The following is a 13,206-nucleotide window of genomic DNA, read 5'->3' as shown; positions in this document are numbered from 1 at the left end:
CTGATGTTGCGAAGGCGTCCTTACGACGCCTTCGCAGGCGAGCGATTTTCCAGTCGCTCGGACCAGAGGCGGTATTGCGGATCGCCGTCGCGAAACGAAAAGACGGCGTCAGGCAACGTGTCGCCCGAAGAATCGCGGCGCGTCGACGGAACTCGGACCAGGATCGCGCCGTCTTGCGGACGGCGTTCCACGATCCAATTCTGCCAGGTCGAATCTTCGTCGTTGTTGTGAGAGATCACGGTGGTAGGCCGAAAAGAATACGGCGTGGGAATGAACGGAAGGCGGGACTGTCAGGCAATCTTACGATTAATTGTGACTCGCGGCCGGAAAAGTCGCCATACCGATTTGAGGTGAGCGGCGTAAAATCGGCCTCATCGGGTCTTAACGCAACCGTAACGTGAACGCACATCCCGGCTTTCGCTTGCCGGCAACGGCGTCGCGGTGTGAACCCGAATTTCCGGGTTACGGTGTTCTACGAGACCGCTTCGCGAAGGGTTCGCGCAAAAAAATCCGGCCATCCGGCTTACGCCTCGACGACCTTCCGCACCGCTTCCGAAATCCAGGATTCTATTTCCATGTCGAGCAGTCGGCGTTTCGTGGCGAGCCCTCCGGCCGCCGAATAGCCGTGGAGCTTGCCGGTTCCTGCGACGACGTGGTGGCAGGGAATAATCAGCGGCACGCGATTCGTGCGCATGACGTTGCCGACGGCCCACGCGGCGGCAGGGCGTCCGGCCGCGGCTGCCAGTTGACCGTAGGTTACGGTCACGCCGGGCGGAATCCGTCGGCACCACTGGGCGACGGAAATGCGGAAGCGCGTGTCGTCTTCATAGGCGATCAAGACATCGCGAAAATCATCGCGAGCACCACCGGCATAGGCTTGCAGGCGTTCGACGAGTTCGCCGAACCAAAAGTCGTCGCGCGGAGCGTTGCGCATAGGAGGCGCGAGCGAGCGGCGGGCTGCGTCGGCCGTCGGATGCCCGAACGACAGTCGCACGACATGTGAGCCCGAGCCGGCAAGTGCGAACCAACCCAAGTCGCTCGGAAAAACCGTGTAGCGCAACGCGGAGGTTCGAGAGCTATCCATAACTCGGTCGCTCGCCAAGGGAGACGATTCATCACGGTCGGCGGACTGCGGTCGCCGGGCGCGGCTTTACAGTCCCCCGAAAGGCATTCTATACTGCAACCAAAATGAAACTCAACGCAATCGTGTGATCGGCCGCCGAGGTCGGGGCCGTGCCGCCGACAGGCGGCCTGTTGTTCGGGATGGAGTTCGATCAAGGGGGACGACGATGGATACTTACGGTTCTCTGTCCGACGATTTTTACGTCAACATGAACCTAAGCACCGAGATGGAGCTTCCGCACGGCCGGGAAACGGTCCTGCATTATTTCGAGCGCATTCAGAAGAAGTATCCTTCGATGCGCAACTTCTATAGCCGGGGCGAGAAGCAAGACTTCGTCCTCGAAGAAGACAAAGACAACGGCAGCTACCGTTGGGCGACGATCGAGCATCGCCGCGTCTGCTCGGGCTACGTGAATCCGACATCGGTGGAAGACGCCCTCGATCAGCATCGGCTGGCGCTCGACCTGGCGCCGTATATGTTGTCGGTGAGCCCGCTCGATTGCGAAGCGCTCGATGTGCTGTTCGGCTTCGACTTCACCTATCGCGGCAACCACAATCAATTGATCGCCGACGCGCTCGGTGTGAGCCCGGCGATGGAGAAGTTACTGGAGTTGCCGAACGCCGGCGTCATCAGCTACGAGCCTTCGATCACGCTGGCGATCGACGAAGATTGCCGGACGCAATGCCGCCTGAGCATCGAAAACCGCACGACAGCCTATCAGGCGCGCACGCGTGAGTTCCCGGAAGAGCAACTCAGCGTCTATCTCACGGCGCGACAATACGGCAGCCTCGGACCGGACCGGACTTATGTCGAGGTCCTAGAGAAGCTGGCGGTGATGTGCCGCGAGATCGTCGATAGCTACGTGATCGACAACGTGCTCCGCCCGCTGCAACGCGCGATCGCGATGAAGTGATCCGCTGAGAGATTACGGCGGTCGATCGAACTTACATCAGACCGCGCGAGCCGAAGTCGAGGCTCGCGCGGTCTGACTTGTAAGGGGCGTTATTCTTCGACGGCAAGCTCAAGCTGACGATCCAGCAGTTCGACCAAGTCGAACAGCCGATCGAGATCGAACGGCACCGGGCCCGCTTGGGCTCGCCCTAATTGAACTTCACCGACTTGGGCTTGGCCGAACTGCGGCTGCGCCGATCGCTCGGGTTGCTCGAATGGAAAAGCCTCGTCGCGCGAAGCCCGTTCACGTGGCCCGTCGCCGCGCGGTCCGGCTTCTCGCGGCTTTTCGTCACGCGGCTTCTCATCGCGCCGCTGATCATCTCGCAGTTTCTCATCGCGCGGGCCGGTGCCGCGAGGTGGCTCGCGGCGCGGTCCGGCGTCACGCGGAGGGGCGTCGTTCGAGTCGCGCTCGCGCATGCCGCCGCGCGGCCCTTCGGGTGGCTTCCCGTCGCGTGCTCCTTCTCGCACAGGCCCTCGGGGCGGGCCCGCTTCCGGACGGCGTTCGTTCAGCCGGCCCTCGGCGCGGGCGCCCTCGGGTCGACCTTCCGAGCGACGATCGTGAAACTCGCGGCCGTCGTTCTCCCGCCCGTGGCGGGCATGCCATTCACGACGGGCGTCGTCGCGATCGCGGCTCGGGCCGTCATGTCGGAAATCCGGCCGACCGGCGCGAGGCGAGAGCGAGGCATGCGCCTCATCGCGACCGTGTCGATGAAAGCTATGCCGATGGGAATCGTGACGATCGAAGTCATGACGACCGAAATGTTCGCGGTGGAATTCGTGACGGCTGAATTCGCGACGATCCGAGTGCTCGTCGTGACCGCGACCGTAGCGGCTGCCGAAATGTTCCGGGCGGCCATGATGCATCGCGTGGCCGTGGAAGTCGCCAGGTCCTCGGCCGAAGTCGCCGTGCCGTGGTTCATTAGGCCGGGGCCCATTAGGTCGTGGTCCATTTGCTCGCGGCCCGCCATGCTGTTTGCCGTGCTGCGGTTCGTCGCGGCGGAAGTCGTCCGAACGGGCATGACGTCGATCGTGGTCGTCATGGTCGCGACGAGCGTGAAAGTCTCCGCCCGGCTTGCGGTCATGTCCGTGGCGTGGATCGAAGCCGAACGAAGGGGGGCGATGCCCGCCCGGCCCGAAGCTATCGGCGCGGCGGCCATCATGTCGACCCTGCGCTCCGTGATGCGCGTGAAATTCTTGCATGCGGCGGTGAGCTAAGATGCGGGCGAGTTGGTCCCAGCCGTCGTGCGCTTGCGCCTGACGAGGCTTGCCGGCCGGCGGTCGCTTCTCGTCGCGCGGCTCTTGGCTATTGCGGCGGGCTTGCTCGCGATCTTCCAAGCGTGGCTTGTCGAGTCGTGGCTTGTCGGGTGTTCCCTTGAGTTGCTGAAGCTCGCGTTCGATGCCTTGCACGCTCGCGCGCAGCTTCGTCAGTTCCGCTTCTAGTTTTTGAATCCGTTCGTCGGAGTCGATCGCCGCGGCGCGGGCCGACGACGTGGGAATCTCGATAGCTCCGAAACACGCGAGCCCTAGGGCGACCAGCGATAGCCACTTCATACCGACATCCTCCAAAAGCGATCCGTGAAGCCGGCGGGACGTGGATCAGCGCGTCGGGTAAGCGCCGCTTCGTGGGATGCTTATTTAAACACCACCGCACGACCGAAGTATCGCTAAAAATCCGCTTGATCGATTCCGCCCGAAGAAACGGATCGGCAGGAGGGCGCGACGCAAACTCGGGCTAAGAATGCCGCGGGCTTATGAATGCGTCGGCTGTTGTTCCAACACGCGCAGGTGGGGAGGAAGAGGTTCCCCGGTCTCCAGGCCATGTTCTTTCACCCAGCAACGAGCGCAAATCGCCGGCGCCGGCTGCCGAGGGTCGTGCGTTGGAAAATACGTCCGATACCACTCGTAGCGCGAGATCTTAAGATGCAGATGGGCCACATTCGCGCAGCGCGGGCATTTGCAATAAGGCATCGCCGCTGTCCTTGAAAGCGAAAATGAGGGGCCGGTGAGGAGTGCCGACAAAAGGGGGGCTCTCATATCTAACACTAAGACGCAGGTCGCGTCGCATTTATTGCAAAAAAATAATAGGATGAATTCGGCTGACTCACGGGCTCTGCCGGCAAACTACGACGACCGCAGCCCCGGCGACCATGATCGCCGACCCGAAAAGTCGGCGCAGAAAGTGGGGCTCGCCGAAGAAACGATGCCCGAAAAACACGCTTAAAAGGGTCGAAATCTGAAACAGAGCCAGCAGCGGACCCACTTGGAAGCCGTCGAGAGCGACGATCGTGCAATATTGCATAAGCCCGGTCGCAATTGTTAGGAAAATAAATCGCCTCAGGTTGGCTTTGCCGGAGAGGCAGGACACGGCGTCGCGAAATCGGCCCCGCTGCAAAACCACCAGCGCAGCGCCCGAAGCCGCGGCTCCTAAGATCGACCACCAAGCGAACGCGATCGCCGGCGACGACGCCAAAACGGCACGCTTGAGAAACGCCGCCTCGGTTGCCGAGAGAACCAAAGCCGCGACCCGATACCGCACGCCGGGCGAATAAAAAAGAGTCTTCAACCTAGCGGCGTACCGAAAGGAACCGCCGGCAGGGAAGTCGGCGGAGTCGTTTCGTCCGACGAGCAGCACGCTGCCGACTACGATCAAAGCGATTCCACAGAGCGCCGCCGCGCTGGGGAACTCGCCGAGCAGCAATAGGCTCGGCAGCAAGCTCACGACGGACTTATAAGCGTTGATCGGCCCGAGCAGCGAGAGGTCGCCGAGTTTCAGCGCTTGCACGAGAAGCGTATTGCACGCGACGGCCAGCAGCGCGCAGATCGTGATGTTGATCCAGAAGTCGAAGCTGCGCGGTGTCGGCGCGACGCAGAGAATCGGTGCGCAGATGAACGACAGAAAAAGGTGTGAGACGAAAATAACCAGAATCGGTGCCGCGCCGTCGCGCGTCAGCAACTTCTGATACACGTTCGCCGCCGGATTGGCGACCACGCGAATCAAGATCACAAGCCAGAGAGCCATCGGAACGACCGCGCTTTCCATGTCGTCGAAGGAACATCACGGACGACCGGAAGCATCGCACGAAGTCGCCTGGCCGATCATCGCAAAATCGCCGAATTATGTCGATTCATCCCCTTCGTGAGGGCGGGCTTTAACGCCTCTTTCCCGTTGCCGCTGCCGTCGCGCATCGGCTACAATAGACGTACCGCCCGCCGCTACTCCTCCCCTTTGCCCGCCCACCGAAATCCTGCCGACCTCCGATCGGGCTTGCTCCCTGCAAGCCGACTCTGTTGCCTCTTCCTCGATGAAACCATCTCCAAGCATCTTGGTTCGTTCGTTTGCTGCGCGCGCGGTTGCCCTCGCGCTGGCGGCCACGTGCGCCTTGATCGCCGCCGGTGGGTTGCTAGGGCCTGCGAGTCGGTTGTCAACGATCGCTACGGCGGCGAACCCGCCAGCGAAGTCGGCCGAGTCTCTGCCGATTCAGCCGTATCTCACGAAGCACTGCGTCGAATGCCATAGCGGCGATAATCCGAAGGCAGGCCTAGCCCTGGCGAATGTGCGCAGCGCGAGCGATGTACTTCGTAAGCGGAAGTCGTGGGAAAACCTGCTCGAGATGGTCGAGTCGCAAGCGATGCCTCCGGAGAAGAGGCCGCAACCGACGACCGCGGAGACGCAGCAGTTCGTCGCCGCCGTCCGCAAGATCTTCGACGACTACGATCGGAACGCCGCGCCGGACCCGGGCCGCGTCACGATGCGCCGGCTCAACCGTGTGGAATATGACTACACGATCCGCGATCTTTTCTACGGTCTCGATGCGCACGTTTCGGAAGACTTCCCGGCCGACGACGTCGGGCACGGCTTCGACAACATCGGCGATGTCCTTTCGATGTCGCCGGTGCTGATGGAGCGCTATCTCGCGGCGGCCGAACAGATCGCGAAAAAGGTCATGCCGACGGAGTTGCCGAAGCCGACGGTACGCCGAGTGTATCTCAAGGGGCGCGATCCCGCCGGTAAGCAAAACTTCTCGGGCAACTTCCGCATCCTGTCGACGAAGCCGGCGAAAGAAATGTCGCTGACCGGTCCCCTCTTCGCGCAGTATCGAGTAGCGCCGAACGACGAGTATCGCTTCAACATCAGTTGCTACGGCGCTCGGGCCGATCAACTGCCGGTAAAGATCGCGGTCTTCGCGTCGGGCTCTCAACTGGCCGACCCCTCGAAGCCGGAAGAGGTGGCGAAGTTGCTCGAAGCCGGCTCTCCGCGGTTCGGCCGCATTCGCATTCTGGAGACGCTCGAAGTCACCGGTCGCGATCCGAAGAAACCGCAGATCTTCGATGTGAAAGTGACAGAGATTCCAGGGCTCGAGCGCCTCGGCGTCGCTTTGGTGAAGACCGAAGAAGGGACGCCCGACGCCGAACTGTTTCTCAACTCGTTGTCGCTCGACGGGCCGGTCGATACGCGCCCGTTTGCGATGCGCCGGCTCTTAGACTCGACGGGTAAGACGCAAGCGGAACGAACTCAGGAGATCCTGAGCCGGTTCGCCTCGCGCGCGTTTCGGCGGCCTGCGACGAAGATCGAAGTCGATCGCTTGGTGAAGGTCGTCGCCGATGCGGAAGCCCGCGGCGAAAAGTGGGAAGCCGGTTTGCAACTCGCCATCGAAGTGGTGCTGGCGAGTCCGAAGTTCCTATTTCGCGCCGAACTCGACGACCGTCCGACCGCCTTAGAGACTCGCCCGCTCGACGAATTCCAGCTGGCTTCGCGCTTGAGCTACTTCCTCTGGAGCAGCATGCCCGACGACGCGCTCTTCGCCGCTGCGCGGAAGAACGAGCTGACGAAGAACCTCGACAGTCATGTGCGCCGGATGCTGGCCGATCCGAAGAGCAGCGCGCTCGTGGAGCAATTCGCGATGCAGTGGTTGCAGCTGGGCCGGCTGAAGACGCATGCTCCCGACCCGACGACTTTCCCGAATTTCAAAGAGCCGCTCCGGCAGGCGATGTTCAAAGAGACGCAACTTTTCTTGGAAGCGATCATCCGCGAAGATCGAAGCATCGTCGACTTGATCGACTCCGACTTCACTTACATGAACGCGTCGCTCGCGAAGTTTTACGGCGTCGCCGATACGAAGGGGAACACGAAGAATACGAAGAAGTGGGTCCCCGGCGGCAAGCGCATGTTCAGCGATTCCGAGTGGGAACGGGTGACGCTGGCCGACGGCATCCGCGGCGGCATTCTCACGCAGGCCGGCATCCTCACCGTCTCCTCGAACACGACGCGCACCTCTCCGGTGAAGCGTGGCAAATGGGTGCTCGAACAGATTCTCGGCGAGCCTCCGCCACCGCCTCCGCCCGATGTGCCCGAGCTGGAACAACAAAAAGACAAGCTGACCGGCACGCTGCGGCAGCGCATGGAGCAGCATCGCGCGAACCCGGCTTGCGCAGGTTGCCATGCGAAGATGGATCAACTCGGCTTCGCTTTCGAGAACTTCGACGCCATCGGGGCGTATCGCTTGGAAGACGAAGGAGCCGCGATCGATCCGTCGGGCAAGCTGCCGACCGGCGAGAAGTTTCACGGCCCGAGCGAACTGCGAAAGATTCTGGTTGCCGATCGAGATAAGTTTGCCCGCTGCCTAGCCGAGAAGATGCTGACGTTTGCCCTCGGCCGAGGCTTGGAATACTACGACGCTCGCGCGATCGATCAGGTCGTCGCGACGTTGAAAAAGAACGATTATAAATTCTCGGCGCTCTGCACCGAGATCGTACGCAGCGAACCGTTCCGCCTGCGCCGCGGAATCAACGACACGGCCGGCGAGTAGTTTCAGAGTTAGAAAATCAGATTTCACGGAGCGACCACGATGGCTAACCCACTTTCTCGCCGCACGCTACTTCGAGGGCTCGGCACGGCCGTTGCTTTGCCGTGGCTCGAAGCGATGGGCCCGTTCGCGGCTTGGGGTGCGGCGCCGGTCGTCAAAGGTGCCGCCCCGGCGGCGCCGCAGCGCATGGCGTTTCTCTACGTTCCGAACGGCGTGAACATCGAGAACTGGACTCCCAAGACCGAAGGCCGCGACTACGAACTCACCGCTTGCCTCGAGCCGTTGAAGGAGCATCGCCGTGATTTCAACGTCTTGACCGGCCTCACCGCCGATAAGGCTCGGCCGCACGGCGACGGCGGCGGAGACCATGCCCGCGCGCTGGGGGCCTTCCTCACCGGCGCGCAACCGCGTAAGACCGACGGCACCGATATTCGGACCGGGGTTTCGGTCGATCAACTCGCGGCGAGCCGAATCGGCGATCGAACCCGACTCCCGTCGCTTGAGATCGGCATCGAGCAAGGGGGCATGGCCGGCAATTGTGACTCGGGCTACAGCTGCGTCTATTCCTCGACGATGTCGTGGCGCTCGGCGACGACGCCGGTGCCTAAGGAAGTGAACCCGAAGCTCGTCTTCGAGCGGATGTTCAAGGCCGATACCGGCGCCGAGCAAGAGCAATCGCGCCGTCGGCGCCGGAGCGTGCTTGATGCCGTGATGGAAGATGCGAAAGACTTAGAGAAGACGCTCGGCGGTCACGACCTGCGCAAGCTCGACGAGTATTTATCGTCCGTGCGCGACGTCGAGTTGCGCATCGAACGGGCCGCGAAGCTCCCGCCGATCACGGCACCCGAGTATCCCACGATCCTCGGCACGACGAACGAGCGCGAAGAAAAGATCCGCTTGATGTGCGACCTGATGGTGCTGGCGTTCCAAACCGATGTGACGCGCATTTGCACCTTCGTCATCGCCAACGAGGGGAGCAGCGTTCCGTACAAATTCATCGGGGTCTCGGAAGGGCATCACGAACTCTCGCATCACGGCAACGACGAAACGAAGAAGGAAAAGATTCGCAAGATCGACCGATTCAATACGTCGCAGTTCGCGTACTTGCTCGGGAAGCTCAAGAGCGTGCGCGAAGGAAACGGCACGCTGTTGGACAATTGCTTGCTCGCTTACGGCAGCGGCAACTCCGACGGCAATCGGCACAACCACAACGACTTGCCGATCTTGCTCGCGGGTGGCGGCGGCGGAACGGTAAAGACCGGCCGACACATTCGTTATCCCGACGAAACGCCGCTCAACAATCTGTGGATGGCGATGCTCGATCGGGTCGATGTCGACGTGCCGTTCCTCGGCGACTCGACCGGGGTCTTGCAAGGCTTAGATGGCTAAGAGATTAGACGGGTAAGGGATTCTTCGTCTCACGCGTGGCGGCTCGTCGTCGACGGCGATTTCGATTAGTCTGGATCGGATGAAGAACACCTCTCCGTCCGATGAACTGCCGCCCGTTTCGCTTCCGCCGAAGACCAGCGAGCGGCTGCTGATCGATCGCTGGCCGGAGGCAGTCGGCGAGCGAAGCGTCGAGCGGGTGCTCGTCACCTCGAACGGACGCGCGCAGTTGGCGCAGTTCGTCGCCGAACGCTATCCATCGGCCGCGGTCGAGTGTTATTATCTCGATGCCTATCTGCTCGGTCTTGCGGAACGAGCCCTCGACGGAAACGGGACGAAAGCTCGACCGGCGAACTTGTCGTTGCGCTGCTCCGCCGACCTCGTCGTGGAGGGCGATATCGAGACGGGAAGCGAATCGCCGAACGCTTGGGACGTTGTCGCACTCCCTCTGTCGTCGCGAGGGGATGCGGAGTTGACGCGCGAGCAGTTGCAGCAAGCGTATCGAGCGCTCCGCTCGGGCGGTTTGCTGCTCGCATCCACGGACAATCCGCGCGACGTCTGGTTGCACGAAATGGCGCAGGCGCTCGGCGGCAAAGTAAGGCGCTTCGACGCCGACGACGGTGCGATTTACGTCGTCCAGCGAACCGGACCCTTGAAGCGCGCGCGAGACTTTCAGGCGGAGTTCGCGTTCCGCGACGGCGAACGTTTGCTATCGGCCGCGACTCGGCCGGGCGTGTTCTCACATCGCCGCGTCGATCCCGGCGCGCGGCGTTTGATGGAAGCGATGACCGTTGCCGCCGGCGATCGCGTGCTGGATATCGGTTGCGGTTGGGGGACGGTCGGGCTCGCGGCCGCTTGTCGAGCCGACGGCATCACCGTCGAAGCGATCGACTCCAACGCACGGGCCGTCGCCTGCACGCGCGCGAACGCCAAGCGGAATCATGTCGTCGAGCGGTTCGAAGCGCGACTCGAACCGGCGGGCAAGGTTCACCAGCCGGGCACGTTCGATCTCGCGCTCGGCAATCCACCGTACTACGCCGACTTTCGGATCGCGGAGTTATTCGTGAGCTCGGCATTCGACGCGCTCCAGCCCGGCGGCCGGCTGCTGATGGTGACGAAGCTGCCGGAGTGGTTCGAGGAAAACTTGCCCGAACGGTTTTCACGCGTGAAGTCGGAACTCGTGAAGACTTATACGGTCTTCTACGCCGTGAAGCCGTAGCGAAATCGTCGCAGCGCTATCGTTTGCGATCGTAGATCGTGCAGCGGTTCACGAACGGTTGGATGCCGCGGTATTCGTCGAACGTCGAATAGCCGGCCCCGCGTATCGTCGCAACTTTTTCGTAGCGTGCGTCGAGGTCCGTGCGGGTCTTCAGATCCCACGGGAAGAAATCGTAGACGCGATCGTAGTAGCCGTCGGCGAGCCGGCGTCGAATGCCCGACTCTAAGGCCGCGCTCGGGCCGTTTTCCAACGTCCAGAGCGCGATGCCGAGGTCGCGCGGTGGGGAGTCGTCTCCCGCGCGTAAGCGAAACGCGAGGCCGGCCGTAAGCCAGATGCGCCGGCCGGCCGCGACGTCGTCGCGCACTCGCTGTTCGACGTCGCGACAGAGACGATAAGCGTGCTCGTTCGGCACGAGCTTGTTCGGCCACAACGCGCCGACGAACCAGCAACACACGATCGTCGCTCCGATCGAGACGAGGCGCCGCCGGCGTTCGGCGAAGGGGAGCTCGTTCGGTTCGCTATCCGCTGTCGCGAAACGGAGCAGATAGGGGGCCGCGATCAGGAACAGCCAGAAGTCGATGATCCCTAGGTTGTTGAAGTTGCCGCCGAGCTTGATGAAGCCGGCGATCGCCGGTAGCACCTCGAAGAACCCGATCGCGCCCCAGGCGAACGCGAACGATCGCGTAGTCGGCTCGCGAAAAAACTTGCGGACGCCGAGCATGGCGATGAGCAGCAAGAGCACGCGAGGAAAGAAGCGAATCGGCGTCGAATCGGTGAAGAAAAGCCCGAGACGGCTGAAATCGAGCGAGTGCGCCCCGAGGGCCGTGCGCAAATGGAAGTCGCGCGCTGGATCGGAGAACAACCAGCCGACGACGATCGCGCCGACAACGAGGGTGAGCGCGAGAAGCAGCCGGCGCCGGCGTCGATCAAGCAAGTTGCTTGTGAGCAGCATGGCGACGACGGCCAAAGGCGCGAATGCCGCCGTTTGTTTCGTGAGGATCCCGAGCGATGCCCAGAGCGCCGCAGCGATCCACGGCCCGATCCGATCGCCGGCCGCCGACTTCAAACAGAGCGGCAGCAGCACGATGGCGTGCAAAATATGCAGGTTGTCGGGATGCGGTTGGTCCGAGGTCAGGCACCGGTGCAGCATCAGGAACGAAGCGGCTCCGATCGCCGGCAGCATCCAGCGACGAGTCGCCGAAGAGATCGCCGGCGTTTTCAAGATGCGCCCTATGATGGCAGTGGCGAGGACGGTCGTCAGCAGCGTGATGCCGATCGCGACGCCGCGCGCACCGCGAATATCGAGCTCGTAGCCGATGGGCTTTAGCGTTGCGTAAGTGAGCCAAGCCGTCAGAGGTGGATACGGCTCGGAATCGGCATCGCTCGCCGGGCCATAGAGCGGGACCCCTTGCCGGAGCTTGATGAGAGCCGCGAGGTGCGGCGATTCGAAGCAGGTGAGCAGATCCCAGGGAAATGCAGCCCGACGTTGCAACTCGCCGCCGAGACGGACGAGAGAAACCAGCAGCAAGATCGACACCGAGACGTAAGCGAATCGTCGACAATAACGGACGGGGTTCGAGGCTCCTGCCATGCGCCGCTTCCGATCTGCAGACTACCGATTCACGATCCAAATGTTGCGATACTCGATCGGGTTGCCGTGGTCTTGCAACAAAATCGGCAACGCTTGCGGGCCTTCTTGCGATCCGCCGCCGGTCTTGTTCGGAATCGCGACGTCGCTATGCACCGGATAGCCGTTATGTACGACCGTGATCCGAGCATCGGCGACCTTCTTTCCGGCTGTGTCGAAGCGTGCGGCCCGGAAATCGATATCGTAGGTTTGCCACGCCAGCGGCGGCAGGCAGAGGTTCGTGTCCGGCGCTTTTGTTTTATAAAGGCCTGCACACTCGTTGTGAATGCCTTCGAGCCCGAACGAATCGAGAATCTGAACCTCGTAGCGTTTTTGAATGTAGACGCCGCTATTCCCCCGCGCTTGACCGCGGGCCGTCGGCATGAAGGGGAGACGGAATTCCAAATGCAGATGGAAGTCCTTCACCGTCCGCTTCGTTTCCGTGCCGTGCATCAACGAGCCGTTCGGCGCGATCTTCGCACGCGGATCGAACTCCGACGTCGACGTGCCGTTGAAGAGCACGACTGCGTTTTGCGGTGCCGCAAGGCCCATCGTCGGACTGACGCGCGAGGCCCGGCGCAAAACTCCCAGTTGCCGGCCCGACGGATCGCGAATCACGGCCGTGCCGACTTGGACATCGATGACCGTGCCGGCAGCGGAGAGTTGCATCTTCGAGCCTTCGCGCGCGCCGAGAAACTCGATGCGCTGCGCGTGATTCCAACCTTCGCCGGGAAGTCCTCCGGGAAGCAAGATGCCGCGAAACTGGTTCTTACCTTCGGCGATGACCTGTAGCCCGCACCGGCCGTAGGAAGCGACGTTGCCGCTGAACTCGCCTTGGAAGAAGTAATCGTCGCCTGCCTCGGCGATGGTCGTGAACGTCGGCAGCTTATCGGCCGCCGCGACGGTGGACGCCGAGAGGCCGCCGAAGATCAGCGTCGAGATGGTCGCAGCGTAAATTTCTAGAGCGTAGATTCGAGTAGAGCGCATGGTAGGGAAGCTGAGCGGTAGGAAGATCGGCCGAGCGAACGAACGGATCGGCCGGCTGTGCCAGAGTACGCTCCGGAATTCCTAGGGGCAAGCTACTTTCGATCGCTCT

Annotated in this window: 11 protein-coding genes; 4 read left to right on the top strand and 7 right to left on the bottom strand. The window is 62.1% G+C overall.

Features of this window, described 5'->3' with window-relative positions; translation table 11 throughout:
- Positions 1 to 20 precede the first annotated feature (20 nt).
- Together K8U03_04365 and K8U03_04360 are read right to left on the bottom strand one after the other, a co-directional pair.
- Positions 21 to 239, bottom strand: coding sequence for a hypothetical protein (locus tag K8U03_04365; protein ID MCE9604119.1), 219 nt, complete (start codon positions 237 to 239; stop codon positions 21 to 23).
- Positions 240 to 523: 284 nt separating this feature from the next.
- A complete protein-coding gene (locus K8U03_04360) occupies positions 524 to 1,084 on the bottom strand; it encodes a methylated-DNA--[protein]-cysteine S-methyltransferase (protein MCE9604118.1) in 561 nt (186 codons plus the stop codon).
- Between the two features lie 205 nt (positions 1,085 to 1,289).
- On the opposite strand from K8U03_04360, the gene K8U03_04355 reads away from it, so the two are divergent.
- Complete coding sequence (locus K8U03_04355) at positions 1,290 to 2,036, top strand: hypothetical protein (GenBank protein MCE9604117.1); 747 nt, start codon at positions 1,290 to 1,292, stop codon at positions 2,034 to 2,036.
- Positions 2,037 to 2,125: 89 nt separating this feature from the next.
- Here the strand turns inward: K8U03_04355 and K8U03_04350 are convergent, their stop codons facing one another.
- The 3 genes from K8U03_04350 to K8U03_04340 all read right to left on the bottom strand — a co-directional run bounded on the left by K8U03_04350 (position 2,126) and on the right by K8U03_04340 (position 5,093).
- Positions 2,126 to 3,625: a hypothetical protein gene (locus tag K8U03_04350; GenBank protein MCE9604116.1), complete on the bottom strand. Its 1,500-nt coding sequence runs from the start codon at positions 3,623 to 3,625 to the stop codon at positions 2,126 to 2,128.
- A 198-nt stretch (positions 3,626 to 3,823) separates the two neighbouring features.
- Positions 3,824 to 4,042: a hypothetical protein gene (locus tag K8U03_04345; protein MCE9604115.1), complete on the bottom strand. Its 219-nt coding sequence runs from the start codon at positions 4,040 to 4,042 to the stop codon at positions 3,824 to 3,826.
- Positions 4,043 to 4,175: 133 nt separating this feature from the next.
- Positions 4,176 to 5,093 (bottom strand): EamA family transporter, encoded by a 918-nt coding sequence (locus K8U03_04340; GenBank protein MCE9604114.1) that lies wholly within the window; start codon positions 5,091 to 5,093, stop codon positions 4,176 to 4,178.
- A gap of 283 nt (positions 5,094 to 5,376) precedes the next feature.
- Between K8U03_04340 and K8U03_04335 the strand changes: the two genes are divergently transcribed.
- The 3 genes from K8U03_04335 (at position 5,377) to K8U03_04325 (ending at position 10,483) form a co-directional block, all read left to right on the top strand.
- Positions 5,377 to 7,881 (top strand): DUF1592 domain-containing protein, encoded by a 2,505-nt coding sequence (locus K8U03_04335; protein ID MCE9604113.1) that lies wholly within the window; start codon positions 5,377 to 5,379, stop codon positions 7,879 to 7,881.
- 39 nt (positions 7,882 to 7,920) lie between these two features.
- Positions 7,921 to 9,267: a DUF1552 domain-containing protein gene (locus K8U03_04330; protein MCE9604112.1), complete on the top strand. Its 1,347-nt coding sequence runs from the start codon at positions 7,921 to 7,923 to the stop codon at positions 9,265 to 9,267.
- Between the two features lie 79 nt (positions 9,268 to 9,346).
- Positions 9,347 to 10,483 carry a methyltransferase gene (locus tag K8U03_04325; GenBank protein MCE9604111.1) on the top strand — a complete coding sequence of 379 codons (1,137 nt, stop codon included), beginning with the start codon at positions 9,347 to 9,349 and terminating at the stop codon, positions 10,481 to 10,483.
- Between the two features lie 16 nt (positions 10,484 to 10,499).
- On the opposite strand, the gene K8U03_04320 is transcribed toward K8U03_04325, so the two are convergent.
- On the bottom strand, positions 10,500 to 12,074 hold the full coding sequence (locus K8U03_04320) for a glycosyltransferase family 39 protein (protein MCE9604110.1): 1,575 nt from the start codon (positions 12,072 to 12,074) through the stop codon (positions 10,500 to 10,502).
- Positions 12,075 to 12,095: 21 nt separating this feature from the next.
- Positions 12,096 to 13,097, bottom strand: a complete 1,002-nt coding sequence (locus tag K8U03_04315) for a DUF1080 domain-containing protein (GenBank protein ID MCE9604109.1) — start codon at positions 13,095 to 13,097, stop codon at positions 12,096 to 12,098.
- Between the last annotated feature and the right edge of the window lie 109 nt (positions 13,098 to 13,206).

The organism is Planctomycetia bacterium, from assembly GCA_021413845.1.
GTDB lineage: Bacteria > Planctomycetota > Planctomycetia > Pirellulales > PNKZ01 > PNKZ01.
The sequence above is the reverse complement of the archived record's forward strand: the minus strand, read 5'-3'. Positions and strand labels throughout refer to the sequence as shown.